Genomic DNA, 16058 nt, shown 5'->3' with positions numbered 1-16058 from the left:
TTTCTAGACAATTACACTATACCAAATGTTGAGGTGCTTTTTTATGTCTATTTTTCATTGTCAATGAACATTTATGAACTATAACTAACCTTACAGCTAGTTATGTTATGCATTATTTTTTATGTGCGAAAGTTGAGTTAATTATATAAAAGATTTATGCACCTTCTACATATTATACACCAAAAAGTGAATTAACATTAGACTTGGTGAAGGTACTTCGACCAACAAAACTATATTTTGCTAGGTTCTAGATTGAAATCGGTCAACCTCTTTTCACTCAAAATACATTTTCTTGGCTAGTAGTCTTAATATCATAGCGGTGGATCAACTGATATACTTTACTCGTATTTAGTGTTTCTCTTGCGTTTAGCAGCCTCCTTTCTGTCGTTTCTAGCTTTTTTAACAGCTCCACCTGTCCCTCTAGAAGCTTGATTCTTGCATTCTGTCTTTCAATTACTTCGATTGGTGTAAGTTCCCGCTTTATGGGCCTACCGGAAGCCATTTTCCTGGAATCTGTCAGCCCAATCAGCCCATTCTTTTCATACGATTTCTTCCAACGGTAAGCTGATTGTTCAATTCGTTTAATTCCAATCATATCCGTGTCGAAGCCATTCTCCGTAAATATCTGTCGAGGTAATTTTCCGGTTAGATAGTCATCCAAGGACTTCTTTTTAAATGCATCTGTATAGGTAATAGATTTCATGCTAGCGCGCTGTACATTTGGATTCTTTTGAAGTGTTTTTATCTCTTTAGCTGAAAATTTTATTTTACTCATGATGTCTCCTAATCCCCTTATAGTGAAATTTAAGTATATAAAAAAATACCTGTAGATAAAACACTCTTTTTCAAGTGTCTTAACTACAGGTACCATTTTACTTAGAGTGATATGAGTTTCTCGCTTTTTTGTTTTTGTATGAATTATGTAGGTAAATACCTGCTGCTTGGATTTAGTAATGAGAGTATATGAATCTTTATGCTATTTAGGATAATAATTCCTCTTATTGTAATGGTTTGCCCAGCTAGTACAAAGATACCTGACCCTCAAATGAAATGATAAATCCTGCATCAGAAGGAAATAATATAACCAAGATAATATTCTATTATTTTGCCGGTGTAAAATGATTGATTACATCTTTGAGGGATCTATTTTTTAATTCATCTTCCATCGTCTTTTGTACCTCAACAAATGTGAAATCGAGTGCCGATTGAATTTTACCTCCAACGGGACAATCGAGGTTTGGCATTTCATGTATATTAAAAAGAGAATCTTGTTGCTGAACAGCTTTATAGACGTCAAATAAAGAGATTTCTGCTGGTTCCTTGGTTAAAGTGGAACCAGTTATACCAGCCCGTACTTCAATGAGACCTGCTTTTTTTAATAAACTACTTATTCGTCTTACTACCACCGGATTCGTATTTACGCTACTCGCAATAAATTCTGATGTAAGCTGATTTTTGGGGAAATAAGTAATAAGAGAAAGGATATGAATTGCTACGGAAAATTTTGTGTTAACCATGATTCTCACCACCTGTATTATTATTTTATTTTCTGAATATAACTTTGTCAATTCTACCTGTTTGACAACTGTAAAGGGTAAAAATGAAATATAACTATAATTGTTACAATGAGCGATACTACTAAATATTAAGGAGTATTTGAAATGATCTATAACATAACCGCTGCTACAGGGCATTTAGGAAAGCAGATTTCAGAAGAGGCTTTAAAGTTTCTAAAACCAGAAGAACTCGTTCTTTCCGTTCGAAACCCCAATAAAGCTAAGAGCTTTAATTTAAAAGGGGTAACGATTAAAAAGGCAGACTATAATTCTGAACAAGAATTAATCGAAGCATTTACAGGTGCTGATGTCCTTATTTATATCCCTAGTATTACCTTTCCAAGTTTGCCGAGAATAGCAGAATTTGAAAACGCAGTAAATGCTGCTGAAAAGGCAAATGTTAAGCAGTTTATTTTTGTTGGATTCATTGCTGATCAAGACAATAGCCCTTTTAAAATGAGTCCTTTCTTTGGTTATGTACCAAGAAGACTCGCATCTAGCGATTTGAACTACACTTATATTCGAAATGCTATGTATGCAGATTCATTTGCACCATATATTCCAGAATTAATTGAGAGAAAGAAGTTGCTTTATCCTGTAGGTAACGGTAAAATTTCTTTCATTTCAAGGGAAGATATCGCAAAAGCCGTTATACAGATTGCTTTGAGAGAAGAGTTACAAGGTAAACGATACACATTAACAGGAAATAAAGCCTATTCTATGGAAGAGCTAGCAAATGTATTAAGCAATATAAGTGGGCAACCCATCGTATATGGTCCGATGAGTGTCAAGGAATTTGCTGAAACATATGACGAACCTAAAGGTTTTGGACGTGTATTAGTTTCCTTATATGTAGCTGCTTCTAAGCATCTTATGGGAGAAGTAACCGGTGATTACAGGCAAATAACAGGAAATGAATCAGAAGAATTAGATCATTATATAAGCAGAAAATATAAGGAGTAATTAGGTAAAGGATTTAGTGAAAGCGCAAATATATCGTGTCAATTCTTAAGCAGAGATGTTTCTGAACGTAAGTTGTAGTGACTCCGTCTCCACCAAATACATATTTGGTGGTTTTTTTAATTGAGAGTTCATTCTTGAATTTTTGAGGTGATTTAGTGGAATTATTCCCGTGAATATTTTGAAATCATATGATCCCGGCAAATAATGCAGTAAAAAGAGTTTTTTAATGAAAAGATTAGTATAAGAAAATGGTGGGGAACCATGGGGGCAAGGTAGGATAGGATCTAGCTAATTCATAAACATTTTGATTATTGGCTGTCTACGCAAAGATTAGGGCTTTTCGAATAGGAGTGAAATCCTTCACTGGTAAGACATCGTGCTCTTTTCCTAACGAGAGAGTTTTCATTTCTAGATAAAAAAGGAGGAAATGAACCGAAAAAACCCAACTTGCTGTTTTTTCGTTGTGTCAGGAGAAACAAAGTTTACAAAAAAAGATTTTTTATTTGTCAGATATTTCTGCGTTACGTAATGCCTACATAGAAAGCGAGCATTTAGTCAAAACGTAAACCTGCATCCTACTTGATAAAGATGAATTTTTATTGAAATGACAAAAATATAAAGGATATTGGAGGTTGAACGAGAATTCATTACGTATTCGTATTAAGGCAAGGAGTGGTATTCATTGATCGACTATCAAACCTTTAATTCATTTTCCTCTCCAGGAGTTTATCTAGATCTGAAGGCCTTTGATCGTAATGTTGAAAAGGTAGCCACAATTGCAAAGGGCAAGAACGTGCGAGTCGCAAGTAAGTCCATTCGTTCTGTAAATTTGATTGAACGAGTCCTTTCATCTCACACATGCTTTCGTGGGATTTTGTGTTACAACCCACATGAATGTGTCTTTTTAGCAGAGAAAGGGTTCGATGATTTACTGTTAGCCTACCCAACGACGGACCGAGAAGCGCTTATGAAGATCGCGAATCTGTTCCATGAAGAGAAGTTCATCACAATTATGATTGACTCTATTAGTCATATTGAATTATTACATAAAATCGCAAAAGAATCCTCATCAAAATTCCGTATATGCCTAGATATTGATTTAAGTCTTACCTATTTTGGATTGCATTTTGGCGTGAAACGGTCTCCCCTCAGATATACCCACCAAGTATTAACACTTATCCAAGAAATAAAAAAATATCCTACCCTTATTTTAGACGGTATTATGGGGTATGAAGCTCAAATTGCGGGTGTTGCCGATAAAATGCCTGGTCAATTCATAAAAAATCGCCTCATAACGTATCTAAAGAGGAAATCGTTTCAGGATTATCCTCGTAGAAGGCAAGAAATCGTAGACGCCCTTAAAAGTGAAGGGATAAGCTTGAGATTCAGTAATGGTGGGGGGACAGGAAGTTTACTAATTACGCGAGAAGAAGAGGCTGTGACAGAAGTTGCTGTTGGATCTGCCTTGTATGCACCCCATCTATTTGATTACTATCGTGATTTTCGATATGAACCGAGTCTATTTTTCACTTCACCGATTGTTAGGCAACCGAGTAACAATGTCTATACAAGTTATAGTGGTGGTTATATTGCTAGTGGTGCTACAGGAAAAGAAAAGCAGCCGCTTATTCACCTACCCAAAGGTTGTGACCTAGTATCTTTAGAAGGTGCGGGAGAGGTACAAACTCCATTTAATAATAATGGTGATCAGCCATTAGAGGTGGGAGATGTCATTGTTTTTCGTCATAGTAAAGCTGGGGAATTAGCTGAAAGGTTTACGCATATTCAACTTGTTGAGAATGATAGGGTAATAGATTCATGCACGACTTATAGGGGGGATGGATATTGCTTTCATTAAAAGAAACACCTCAAGCTATGAAAAATTGGTCGGAGTCTCTTCAGTTTCAGCCACAAATCATTCAAAAGCCAACTAGCATTGAAGAGATAGTAGAAATCGTAAACATCGCTTCTTCTCAAAATCGAAAAATTCGTGTCATTGGTTCCGGCCATTCTTTTACGCCACTAATTAAAACGAATGATATTCTACTATCTTTGGATCATTTACAGGGCGTAATAGAAGTGGATGAGAATGAGTTGACTGCAGAAGTCTGGGCAGGGACAAAGTTATCTAGACTGGGTAGCGAATTACATGAATTGGGCTATTCACAAGAGAATTTAGGAGATATAAATGTACAGTCTGTTAGTGGAGCGCTATTAACAGGTACTCACGGAACTGGTGTTGACCATGGTGTATTATCTACACAGATTGAGGAAGTCACGATCGTTTTAGCAAACGGCCGGGTTACATCCTTTTCTAGAAAACTACATCCAGAGGTTTTTCCAGCGCATGCCTTGTCTCTTGGATTATTAGGAATCGTTGTTAAATTGAAACTTAGAATTGTCCCCAAACAAAACTATAAACATACTAGTCAGCGCATGGAACTTGATACTGCGCTAAGGGAGTTACCACGCTTACTTGAGGAGAATGAACACTTTGAATTTTATGCCTTTCCCTACTCTTCGATGATACAAGTAAAAAGGATGAATAAAACCTCTGAGCAAGGTTCATCTTATGCGTTTGAAAAATGGAAAGCCAGTAAACTTGAAAACAGTGCCTATTCAATCTTAAGTGAAATAGCTCGCATCAAACCCTCCTTGTCATCCTTGATTAGTCGATTTTCCGCAAAATCCGTCCCTAATACGGCGATGATAGGTCCTAGCTTCGAATTGTTCTCAACCGTTCGTACAGTCAAGTTTAATGAAATGGAATATTGTGTACCAAGACAAAACATAAGACCAGTATTAGAAAAAATATTAGAAATGATTAAGCAAGAAAATATAGCTGTTCATTTTCCGGTAGAATGTCGGTTTGTAAAAGAAGATGACCTATGGTTAAGCCCTGCGTACCAACGAGAATCTGCTTATATTGCGGTCCATATGTATAAAGGGATGCCATATGAGAAATATTTCCACAAAGTAGAACGAATTTTTCAAGAGTACGACGGAAGGCCACACTGGGCAAAGCTTCATACGATGACCTATGATGACTTGATTCGCCTATATCCGATGTTGCCAGCGTTTATAAAATTAAGGGAGCAAATGGACCCTAAGGGGTTGTTTGTGAATGAATATTTAAGTCGTTTACTTTGTATGTAACTCTTCCATTTTTGTGTTGATTTTTGTCATCAATTTAGGGAACTCCTTGTTAGTGGGAGTTCTCTTTTTAGAGGAGAAACATTGTAAACAGCATAGCAATTTGCACCCTAGGTATCATTTCGGCAATCAAAATTGTCTATGGTGAGAATGTACTTTAAGTGAAATTGGTTCAAGTACGAACGTTCCTAGTAAGCTAATAAGGTATTAATTAAAGAAACAACATACCAGATCAAGGTTAAAAAGCTTGAGGTTAAAAAATTCCCTTAAGCTTTTTTGTATGCTATTTACATTATTAACCGTATCGCTAATTTATATGTTATTTAACCTATGTTTTTTGATTTTCTCCAAAACATTTGAACTGCTAATGCTTTCTTTTGTGGACATGAGGACAGTAAACTGTCCCCATGTCCTTGAATAAATATAAGAATAGTTTGACAAAAAGAGCAAAATAGCTTAATTTGGTATTACCAATAAAAAAATTGGTCTTACCAAAGGGGTGTATTTATTGAGTGAACGGTCCTCAGATGTCTTGGAGAAGCAAATCATACAGGCAATATTAGAAGGTGAGTTTAAGCAAGATGAACCATTATTGCCAGAAAGAGAATTGGCAGCTCATTTTCAGGTAGGTAGACCGGCTGTGCGTGAGGTCTTGCAACGTCTAGAACGGGATGGCTGGATCACACAACGAAAAGGAATGCCTTCGATTGTGAGAAATTACAAGCGAAACGGCAACTTATTAACAATTGTCCGTATGGTTCAAATGTATGATCGTATTCCGGATAACTTTATTCAACATATGTTGGAGGTACGGATTTCCTTAACGCCAGCCTATATAAAGGATGCCGTTTTACATCATCCACTCAGCGTAATTTCGTTGTTTTCGAACTTAGATGAATTAGAAAATGATCCGCTGAGCTATGCGATGTTTGATTGGGGTTTACAACGTAACTTAGCCGCTTTGTCACCTAACCCGGTCTATCTCTTTATTCTTAACACCTTCAATGATGTCTATTTGAAAATGGGGGAGACGTATTTTCAAGAAAAAACGCATCGCCAATTATCTTTGAACTTCTATCAGGATTTATTAGACTCTCTATTGAGAAATGACCTTGGGCAAATTGAATTGATCACGCAGAATATGATGACAGCAAGCGTAGCGTTATGGAAGGAAAAAACAAGGAGGGAAAATGGTGAAATCTAAAGGGCTATATCGTGATTTTTTCATGCATATCGATATTTTGATCATGGTTTTGATTTTTATCGGTATCGCAATCTATGTTGGAATAGTCGGGTTTTCTTTCGCAACTCTACTCTTTTTAAGTGTCGGGGTTGTGACGTTTATGTTTAGTGAATATTTTACGCATCGCTTCCTTTTTCACTTAAAAGCGCCAAAAAATCCTTTCTTTTTAAAATTATTAAAGCGGTTACATTATGATCATCATAAAACGCCAAATGATTTGAAACTCTTGTTTCTACCGATTTGGTACAGTCTTCCTAATTTATCTGTGCTAGCTCTAATTTTTTATTTGGTAACAGGCGAATTTATGTGGACATTAACATTTAGTCTCGGACTCATGATTATGTTCCTCGTTTATGAATGGAAGCACTATATTGCTCATCGTCCGATCAAACCGAAAACCCAATTTGGCGTGTGGCTGAAAAAAACACATATCCTGCATCATTATAAAAATGAAAACTATTGGTACGGGGTGTCGACTCCTTTTGTGGATGCGATTTTTGGAACATTAAAGGATGAGAAAGACGTAGAAACGAGTCAAACGGCGAAGGATCTAGAAAAGCGAGCTAATTAAATGAGACCCTTTTATTAGGGTTGTTTTCGCAGCAGTTTGTTTACATTAAAAGGAAAAGTTTAGGAGTATCATTTTGTCTATTTTTGAACAGAATTCATATGAAAATGGAGAATTTCATAGATTATAACGTATAAAGCAATAATCTATACAAAAGAGACCTGTTAAAATTAGGCCGCTGAAAAAGTAACTGTTAGTATATTGTCAGAAGATTTAAGAAGCTAAGGACTTATATGAAGTAGGTTCTTGGCTTCTTTTTCTTTAAAATGTCACTTTTTCAGTGCTCTATTAAAAGAAGTTGATTCTTCCTTTAATTTGGAATAAAATATAGGGAAGAGATGGAAGAAAGGGGAGGAAAATTTTACATGTGGATCACTTGTTGATAATTCGTTAATGAACTGGATAGAAATCGCTCCATTTCAGGGGAGTGCTCTGTCTATTTTCAAAGAATAATCATTCAAGTGATGCCTAAGTGTGGAATGCCCCCCCTCATAAACAGGCAGATACCTTGTGTATCTGTTTTTTTGATGGAGAATATCAGGCGTGTTGATTATCCATTTTTAGGCAGACTATTCTCGTAGAAAAGCCTGGTGTTTTTTAAAGCTACGATCATTTCGGAGAACCAATCAATAGGAAAATCATCTATTAAAAGAAATCTTTTAAATGAGATAAATGAAAGTTTTGTTTTTACTTCTCGTTTTGAAGTATTCTGATACAGCCATTTGAGTAAAACGTATGCGATACGTGCAGAAAATAGCTGATTATAAACGGCGTTCTCCGTCGTTCCAAAAAGCACAGGAACATTAAGATTTTGTTTAATCCAGCGAAAAAACGTTTCAATCTTCCAACGTGCTTTATACATGTCCGCAATGTCTTCTGAAGAAACATGCATTAAATCGGGAACGACTCGAATTTCTTATCCCTTATCATCGTGAAAAAACACCACTCGATGTCTGTTGGAAGTTCGGCATTGTTTGGTCCCGAGCTTACATGTGGTATCTCGATTCACGTTTGAACCATCCCTTTCCATTCGTTGAAGGGACTTTGGATTAACGATTTCAACATTTGATTTAAGACGATTCAAAAACGATTGATCTTCCTGAAGAAATTGATCAAAACGAGACCGTTTTCCGTACGCACGGTCTTCAACGAGAATAAAACGTTCATCGACAAGCTCTTCGCCTATTGGTCCATCATGTTTCCTTGCGATGGTTTCGATTACCTTAAGAGGCATTTCGGTTTCTTCTGTAAACGCCACATGGAGCTTGATGCCAGAGCGCTCCCCATGAAAGACGAGTTTTTCCAACCGTAATCGTAGTAGAATCAACGAGTAGTAGTTTCTTGGGGATTTTTAAAGACCTTCTTGTCGCACGATTGCATTTGGAAACGATAAGGTTAAATAGTTCTTTTATCAATTGATAAGGGACATGACTTCCTTTCTTTGAAAACGTAGAATAATTGACTTGAGGTAATCCGTGTTTTCTTCCAACATCAGCACTTTGACGGTAGCTTTTCCATTCATTAGCAGCAGCACAAACAAAATAACAAACGAGTGTCATTACATCTAATTTAGTACTTGTATCCTTATAACCAGTGAGTTTTGTGACGATTTCAATCTCTTCTGGCAAAATTAACTTTTGAATCAAATTCGGGAAGGTGATAGACTGTTTCATAGGGACGCTCCTTTTCTAAATTGTTTGTCTGGTAACAACAATTTTACAGAAAAGGCGTCCTTTTTTGTAGTTTTTCACTGGATTTAATTGGTTAATCAACACTCTTGATTGATTACATTACATTAGTCTTACTTGTTCAATCCTTAAAATAAAAGGCTGTTTTCGTAAAGATTGTGGCTTTTCGTATCAGTTTAATATCTATGATATAGCTTTGTTTCGGGCATCATTTCGTCTGTTTTTGATAGAAATCAACAGTGAAATGGAGGATTAAGTCAAAAATCAGATGAAATAGCAACAATGTATACGAAAAGAGCCAAATAAAAAAAGCCACTCTCTTATTTCAGAATGGCGCCCAATAGCTGAAGACTCGGATTCGAGAGAACGTGTATTATGTTCTTTGATTAATGAGCCCACTTGTTCATTATAGTATACTGAGGTGGTTTTATAAAGATTAGATAAAAACAATAGACAGATAGAGATTGCGATACTCATTAGCAATACTAAAACCACTGTTTCCCTCTTTAGTTCATTTTATGGAAGAAGTCGGTAAGCTAAATCTCATCAATTCAAAGAAAACTTCTCTAATCGTTTCAATATTTTCCTGCATTCCGGTATCAGCCCACTTATCCAAAATACTTAACATAGCACCTGCATAATATGAAGATGCATAATAATTTGATACCTCACTTAGATTCATGAATGCTTTGCAATGCATTTTATGGCCAACTTCTTCAATTTCTTTTTCTAAAATTCGTAGTAAGCCTGATAATTCTTGCTTCTTTAGCAATATTATCAAGTCTATATTTTCATTCCAAATACGTAGATATGTGTCCATAATGTAATTGATAGGATCTATATCATCGTTGAAATCAGAAAGTTGTTTTTCATAAAGTAATGCAATATGATGACTAATTACTTCTTCTTTTGATTCATAGTTTAAATAAAAAGTTTTTCTTGATAATTCAGCTTGCTGTACTATGTCTTTAATTGTTATACTCTTATATTTTTTTTCCTTCAAAAGTTCGATTAGCGCTTCTCTAATCAAACGTTGAGATCGTTTAGATAACTCATTCTTAGTCTCTTTCATATCAAGCTCCTTATATAGTACACATATTTACAGGGTATGTGTATACTTCCGAAATCCTATTGACCAAACAATTTTTCATTATTATACTTCACATCAAGACATTACACAAATGTGTATATTTTAATGTGACAATTCTATTGAGCATCAGCAGCAATAATTGCGAGAGTGATCTGAAATTTCTATATGTTTTTTTATAATATTTCGAATTTCCAAATATTGGACAATATTTTAAGGGGAGATAATATGAGTAAAAAAAATGACAGCAGTAAATATGCCTATCAAGGATTAGAAACAAACGGTTTTTTTCTAAAGGGGAGTTTACCAAAAGAGAAAGCCATAGAGTTAGCAGGGAGCGATTTTTCGTTTCAACAAGTCGAAGAGAATAGAGTGAGTTGTGCTTTAATGGTCGTTACAATAGAGAATATGAAACCATGGAAGATACCATTAGTAAACGTCAAATATCCAGAAGCTGTGTGGTTATTAGATAAGGGAAATGGTAACTATTTAGCTGTAAAAGCGCAAACACCACTCTCTATGGTAGGGATCTTGTCATTGTCAGACAACTATAATACAGATATTGGAAAAATGTCTCTTTGCAAAAATGGTGAAAAGGCCAATGTAACTGTGACATCAGGACAAAACAACTTCACTGCAGAGTTATATGGGTCATCAGAAAATACAGAGTTTGATAAGACACTAATAAATAACTTATGGACACGCAATAAAAAAGGCAAATATTATCGCATACCTTGGGCTCCAAACGAAGCAGAAGGAATATACCAAATGAATTGTCAAATAATCCATGATAGTCTGGAAAAAAGCGTCTTTGGTCATGAAGTTATTTGGAATCAAAAAGCCATATACTTCATTAATCGTCCACACAGTTGTGCTCCATCACACTCAGACCAACCATTTAGTTAAGTACAATAATTAACACTATACAAACTTAATTAGAGGTATAGTCCAAAGCAGAAAGAAAGGCGTGCTTCTTATTCGTGAAGCGCGCATTTTTCTGGAATAACCCAAGGACTGCTGTAATGTTATTTTAGCCTTCTGCCGGTTGGTTGTACTTTGAAAATTTGTGAGTTCAAAACTTCTCTGGAAACAAGTAGGAAATTAGAAGTGAATTTATTCCTATACCATCCCCTGTCCAAGCTATAGTAGTAAGTGTACTGTAACCTATATTCTGAGATACCCCTGATACACCTAACACTAATCTTATATTAGTAGTTAACATTACTACCGCAAAAGCAGTCCATTGAATAATTTACGTGTATTTTTCAAATGGACTCTCCTTTATTAAAGCTTAATTCAACATTCCTGTCCTTTAACTTAATACCAATTATTTCAAATACACTTAGATCAGACAACCTTTATTCATAAAAAAGGACGCAATACTAAATAATTGCGCCCTTTAACAGCAAACTCGATTTCAAGATAAACTTTACAGACATTAATATCGCTCTTCAGTTATTGCCCTGATTGTGAAGAAATATAATGTTAAAGTGAAACCTCGATATGGTCTATATGTAATATTGGACCTGTTTGATAAACATTCGTATAGTGATTTGCAGTTAAATTCAAATGTATTTTTTCTATACATATTGATTCATCTGAAGTTTTGATAATAATATCAAAACGCTGACTGTACGGGTGAATAAACACTTCATACTGAATCCGACGTTCTTCATGAGACTGCCTTAAACTGTTTTCTTGCTTGAGGTAAAACCTTGGTGGTCAGAATAACAATGAGAAGCCGGACTAAAATGGAGACCATCACAATGAGAAAAACCAACCAACTATACTCGATCGACAAATAGTTAGCTGCTCCAATTCCAATGAGTAGAAATACCAATTGACAAAAGAAGGCTCAACAATTCCCCAAAACCCATCTAAAGCTTCGCGGAAATGATCTTCTTTTATGTTGTGGTTAATTTCCCACGACAGCATAATGCCTGCTCCGACTGAGGCGAGCACCCCAGAAACACCAAAATGTTCAGCAATAAAAAAAACTCCCATACGCGAGAACGATACTAAGGATAACCTGGTATTCTTTATGATGAGTATAATGATGACAATTCAACAAAAAAGAATCCCAATAAAAATCCCTCCAAATGAAACGATGAAAAAATCCTTTAAAAAAGCAAAAATAGCAAAAGTTTCGCCGTTGACATACATCGAGACGAGAATGGTGAAAAGCACGATACTCGTTCCATCATTAATAAGCGATTCTGCCTCTACAATATCCGCAATGTCCTGATTTTTCCAGACTCTTTTAATATAAAAACAACGGAAACAGGATCAGTTGGCGTTAAGATGACAGCAATGAGCCAGGAACCAATGAAAGTGAGAGAAGTGAAAGGAGAGGATAAAACGAAAATGGCAGCACCAAGAATCAGTGTTGTCAAAATCAATCCTAAATTACTCAAATATCCAATCATCCATGCATTTTATTTGAACGCATCCAGTGAATAACGATAAGCAGAAGTATATAAGAGCGCGGGGAGCAAAATTTCATAAAGTAATTCTTGAGATATTTCTAGGCTTGAGAAAAAAGAGACAAAAGATAATCCAATTCCAATGATGACTAATATGGGAGGTGTAGGAAAGAAATTCTTTTTAATATCAATGGTAAAGACCGCATAGCCAATAAATAAGAGCAAAAGAAATTGAGATGCATCCAAGAAAATCGTCCTCTTTAGTTATCGTTTTTTTCATTGTTATACCCTATAGCAAGAAAAGTGAAACGTCTCAATGTGAACAGCACCAACAAGAATATCCCCTATTTGAATTAATCGTAGCCGAAATTGATTCTTCCATAATTTGATGGTATGAGTGCCTTTCATAAGGTGAATTCTAGTAAGGAAGGAGGTGAGAGAATATGGCTCAAGAAATATTATGTGAAGTGATGAATTGCGTTCATAATCGTGGGGGGAAAAAATGTGGTGCTTCCCAAATTTTTGTCGTAAGTCACAAGGGTGAGAGAGCGAAGAATAGTGAGGAAACGGATTGTAAAACATTTGAACCGAGCGTGTAACAAAGTAGCGGGGCAACCAATGACGTGGTTGTCTCTTTTTCCTCACCAGCATCCTTATGAAGATTATTATTGATAATAATTATCATTCCTATTCAAAAAAACACACTTGAAGTGTGTTTTTTTATTTGGCTCTTTCATCTAATTTTTGAATAAATTCTCCATTTCTCTGTTGATTTCCATCAAAAATAGACGAAATGATACGAAAAGCCACAAATTTTGTGAAAATAGCTTAATCAAATGATCTAATTGGTCTGTTCGATTTGTAGTTTTTGACGATAATATCGATACCTTGAATAAAAAAAGGAGGTCATGATAATGGAGAAACATCCAAGGATAATACCCATTAACCTTAATCCGATAAGATCGAGTAGCAACCCTGTCACTAACAAAACCGCCTGGAAAATCAAACGATCAAGCATGTTTCGGAAGGAGAAAAATCGTCCATGAAACTCCTTTGGCACTCGAGTCTGAAAAATAGTGGCGGCCGTAGGAAAGAAACAGCCAACTGAAAAACCAAAAATAACGAAGGCTACAACAGACATCAGCGGAATCTGAGCAAAATAGAGCAAGAGCTGAGATATCCCAATGACAAAAGAAAAGAAAAATAGAATTCGGTATGGAGATTGCCTCAGGCTAATTCGCTTAACGAAAAAGGCTCCGGTCATAAACGCAATACCTTCGGCTGTGTAAATCCATCCTTTAATTGCTGAGCTATCTTGTAATTCACTGATATTGATCACCATTAAATTAAATCCACCGATAAATAGAAGTGGAATAAGGGTCATTACGAGCGTCATAAACACAATTGGAAGTCCTTTAATGACGGGGAAGACGTCTTTAAATCCATTTGAATTGTTGGGGTTTGTTTGTTTCGCTTCCTCCGTATTTTCCTCATCAATTGTTAAGAACCAAGTTAAGAAAAACAATCCTAAATAGGCGATAAGCGATAATGTGTATAACATTGAAAGTGACATAATGACGATAAAGATTCCAGCAATGGCTGTACCGGCGATTCGCGATAATGTCGAAACATTCATGTGAACCCCGTTCATTTGCAACAAATCTTTATCTTTCACAATTAACGGAATTGCCGCTTGGAGAGCAGGGAAATAGAAAGCGGCTGAAATCTGAATGCTTACGAGGAAAACAATCATCCACAACACAGAATCCGTTGCAATCGCAACAAGCATAAACAACACACTAATTGATCGAGTGAACCCAGACACGAGCATAACCGTCTTCTTTTTCGTTTGATCGGTTATTCGTCCTGCCAACGGTCCGACAACGAGTCCAGCTAGCAAACCTGCTGCAAGGATGAGAGATTTCACAAAATCGGAAGGTACCTTTTCTTGCATAAACTCTAAATTACCAATAATACCAAGCCATAAACCAAGCCCAGCAATAAATTCACCGCTCAATAAAATCCACACATTTTTATTTTTCCACATAATATACCTCGCATTCGATTATTTCGCTTCTCTAAAGGTACTACAATTATTGATGCAAAAGAAGTTTTTTTACTTCCATTTCTCATCGATATTGGCTCTTTTCGTATTCATTGTATCTATTTAATCTATTTCTCGATGAAATATTCTATTCTGAGTTAGATGGGTTCAGAATTAGACGAAAAGATAACCCGGAACCTATACTTTTAGCGGAATTTATTCTATTGATAAAAGCAACATCCTATATGTCAGAAGTAATTTTATTTATCCGTTTAAACTCGCTTTAATTATTGTTAAAATTAGGGGGAAAGTCCAAAAGGAAGAGGAGAGGATTTTATGTTTAAGAAATTAGCTTCTGATGCATTAGGATTATCCGATATCGGTACGATTATTTCTCCAGAAGATTTTGACAAAACGGATGCTGATGATTATGTAATGCATGAAGACGATGAGAAGATTTATTTCCTTATAAAAACAAAAGCAGATGAATATTGCTTTACGAATGTGGCGCTAATTCATGTCGACGGAGAGAGCGCGATCTCCTCTAAGAGAACGCTGAAACGCTATTCTTATTCGAAATATAAAATTGCAAATGTACTTCTTGAAACCGCTGGAAAAATTGATATGGATGTAGAAATTAAATTCCAAATTGGAAACGAAAATTTTGATATCGATGTCCGCAAAGATCAAATTGAACAGTTAAAGGATCTGTACAAAGCCTTAGTGAAAATCTCTGAGATGACGGAAGAAAATAATATCTACATTGATATGGCTTCTGATAGTTTGGACAAAGCAGTATCGGTTCTACAAAATTCCAGAACGGATGATGCAAAGTTAGCCGAAACGTATCGTGAGCTAACCGACTTTGGTTTTACTTGGATGACATCTGTACGAGAGCAATATCATGTGAAGGATTATGGTGAAGTGTTTGAGAAATATATTAATAATTAATGGGTAAAACTTGCTGCTTAGGTGGCAATTTTTTTTATGGGGAAAAGGCAGGGGATGGGCGGAAGATATAGAATAGTACAGTAGTCAGAAAGGAGAGGATTAAATGATCTTAAAGGAACGAAGTAAATCTTTAGAACTACGTAGGCTAGAAGCAGTAATAAGGATAAATAATTCGAACTGATAAAATTAAACTATGGGAGAATACAGAAGAACCAAAACTACTCTCTCATTAATTAATTATCATTTTGTTTTCTGCCCAAGGTACAGACGAAAGATATTTCTTCAAACAAAAGTCGAAGAACGCTTTAAGCAGTTGGTGCAAGAAATAAGTGTTGAATTAGATATTGAAATTATTGCTATTGAATGCGATAAGGACCACTCT

Annotated in this window: 15 protein-coding genes and 3 pseudogenes; 9 read left to right on the top strand and 9 right to left on the bottom strand. The window is 35.7% G+C overall.

The genetic code is table 11. The features are described from left to right. Positions 1-277: 277 nt before the first annotated feature. Positions 278-775 (bottom strand): HTH domain-containing protein, encoded by a 498-nt coding sequence (locus U8D43_RS20335; protein ID WP_335872973.1) that lies wholly within the window; start codon positions 773-775, stop codon positions 278-280. A gap of 325 nt (positions 776-1100) precedes the next feature. Then, positions 1101-1517 (bottom strand): Rrf2 family transcriptional regulator, encoded by a 417-nt coding sequence (locus tag U8D43_RS20330; protein ID WP_335872972.1) that lies wholly within the window; start codon positions 1515-1517, stop codon positions 1101-1103. A gap of 144 nt (positions 1518-1661) precedes the next feature. Between U8D43_RS20330 and U8D43_RS20325 the strand changes: the two genes are divergently transcribed. The 5 genes from U8D43_RS20325 (at position 1662) to U8D43_RS20305 (ending at position 7486) form a co-directional block, all read left to right on the top strand. After that, positions 1662-2519, top strand: a complete 858-nt coding sequence (locus U8D43_RS20325; RefSeq protein WP_335872971.1) for an SDR family oxidoreductase — start codon at positions 1662-1664, stop codon at positions 2517-2519. Positions 2520-3201: 682 nt separating this feature from the next. After that, complete coding sequence (locus U8D43_RS20320) at positions 3202-4377, top strand: amino acid deaminase/aldolase (protein ID WP_335872970.1); 1176 nt, start codon at positions 3202-3204, stop codon at positions 4375-4377. Further along, positions 4365-5675: a D-arabinono-1,4-lactone oxidase gene (locus U8D43_RS20315; protein ID WP_335872969.1), complete on the top strand. Its 1311-nt coding sequence runs from the start codon at positions 4365-4367 to the stop codon at positions 5673-5675. Before U8D43_RS20320 ends, U8D43_RS20315 begins: the two co-directional genes overlap by 13 nt. 505 nt (positions 5676-6180) lie before the next feature. Continuing rightward, positions 6181-6876 carry a GntR family transcriptional regulator gene (locus tag U8D43_RS20310; protein WP_335872968.1) on the top strand — a complete coding sequence of 232 codons (696 nt, stop codon included), beginning with the start codon at positions 6181-6183 and terminating at the stop codon, positions 6874-6876. Next, positions 6863-7486, top strand: coding sequence for a sterol desaturase family protein (locus U8D43_RS20305; RefSeq protein ID WP_335872967.1), 624 nt, complete (start codon positions 6863-6865; stop codon positions 7484-7486). Before U8D43_RS20310 ends, U8D43_RS20305 begins: the two co-directional genes overlap by 14 nt. 547 nt (positions 7487-8033) lie before the next feature. Here the strand turns inward: U8D43_RS20305 and U8D43_RS21130 are convergent. Together U8D43_RS21130 and U8D43_RS20290 are read right to left on the bottom strand one after the other, a co-directional pair. After that, positions 8034-9156: pseudogene (locus tag U8D43_RS21130) on the bottom strand (IS4 family transposase). Positions 9157-9682: 526 nt separating this feature from the next. Beyond that, positions 9683-10243 carry a TetR/AcrR family transcriptional regulator gene (locus U8D43_RS20290; RefSeq protein ID WP_335872965.1) on the bottom strand — a complete coding sequence of 187 codons (561 nt, stop codon included), beginning with the start codon at positions 10241-10243 and terminating at the stop codon, positions 9683-9685. Positions 10244-10486: 243 nt separating this feature from the next. Here U8D43_RS20290 and U8D43_RS20285 point away from each other — a divergent pair, with 243 nt between their 5' ends. After that, positions 10487-11164, top strand: a complete 678-nt coding sequence (locus U8D43_RS20285; protein WP_335872964.1) for a hypothetical protein — start codon at positions 10487-10489, stop codon at positions 11162-11164. A gap of 669 nt (positions 11165-11833) precedes the next feature. On the opposite strand, the pseudogene U8D43_RS20280 reads toward U8D43_RS20285, so the two are convergent. The 4 genes and pseudogenes from U8D43_RS20280 to U8D43_RS20270 all read right to left on the bottom strand — a co-directional run. Then, positions 11834-11953: pseudogene (locus U8D43_RS20280) on the bottom strand (phosphoribulokinase); the annotation flags it as partial. Between the two features lie 66 nt (positions 11954-12019). After that, positions 12020-12445 (bottom strand): annotated as a pseudogene (locus U8D43_RS21125) (cation:proton antiporter domain-containing protein). Between the two features lie 35 nt (positions 12446-12480). Continuing rightward, positions 12481-12672 (bottom strand): hypothetical protein, encoded by a 192-nt coding sequence (locus tag U8D43_RS20275; RefSeq protein ID WP_335872963.1) that lies wholly within the window; start codon positions 12670-12672, stop codon positions 12481-12483. A 21-nt stretch (positions 12673-12693) separates the two neighbouring features. Further along, a complete protein-coding gene (locus U8D43_RS20270; protein WP_335872962.1) occupies positions 12694-12927 on the bottom strand; it encodes a hypothetical protein in 234 nt (77 codons plus the stop codon). 197 nt (positions 12928-13124) lie between these two features. On the opposite strand from U8D43_RS20270, the gene U8D43_RS20265 reads away from it, so the two are divergent. Continuing rightward, the gene (locus U8D43_RS20265) at positions 13125-13280 is read left to right on the top strand and encodes a DUF1540 domain-containing protein (protein ID WP_335872961.1); all 156 of its coding nucleotides are present in this window, start codon (positions 13125-13127) and stop codon (positions 13278-13280) included. A gap of 242 nt (positions 13281-13522) precedes the next feature. On the opposite strand, the gene U8D43_RS20260 is transcribed toward U8D43_RS20265, so the two are convergent. Beyond that, the gene (locus U8D43_RS20260; protein ID WP_335872960.1) at positions 13523-14728 is read right to left on the bottom strand and encodes an MFS transporter; all 1206 of its coding nucleotides are present in this window, start codon (positions 14726-14728) and stop codon (positions 13523-13525) included. A gap of 333 nt (positions 14729-15061) precedes the next feature. On the opposite strand from U8D43_RS20260, the gene U8D43_RS20255 reads away from it, so the two are divergent. Both U8D43_RS20255 and tnpA read left to right on the top strand, forming a co-directional pair. After that, complete coding sequence (locus U8D43_RS20255) at positions 15062-15676, top strand: PH domain-containing protein (RefSeq protein WP_335872959.1); 615 nt, start codon at positions 15062-15064, stop codon at positions 15674-15676. Positions 15677-15869: 193 nt separating this feature from the next. Beyond that, positions 15870-16058 (top strand): IS200/IS605 family transposase (tnpA, locus tag U8D43_RS20250; protein WP_335872958.1); only part of this gene is annotated, 189 nt, incomplete at its 3' end.

Source organism: Bacillus sp. 2205SS5-2 (assembly GCF_037024155.1).
Lineage (GTDB): Bacteria > Bacillota > Bacilli > Bacillales > Bacillaceae_K > Bacillus_CI.
The sequence above is the reverse complement of the archived record's forward strand: the minus strand, read 5'-3'. Positions and strand labels throughout refer to the sequence as shown.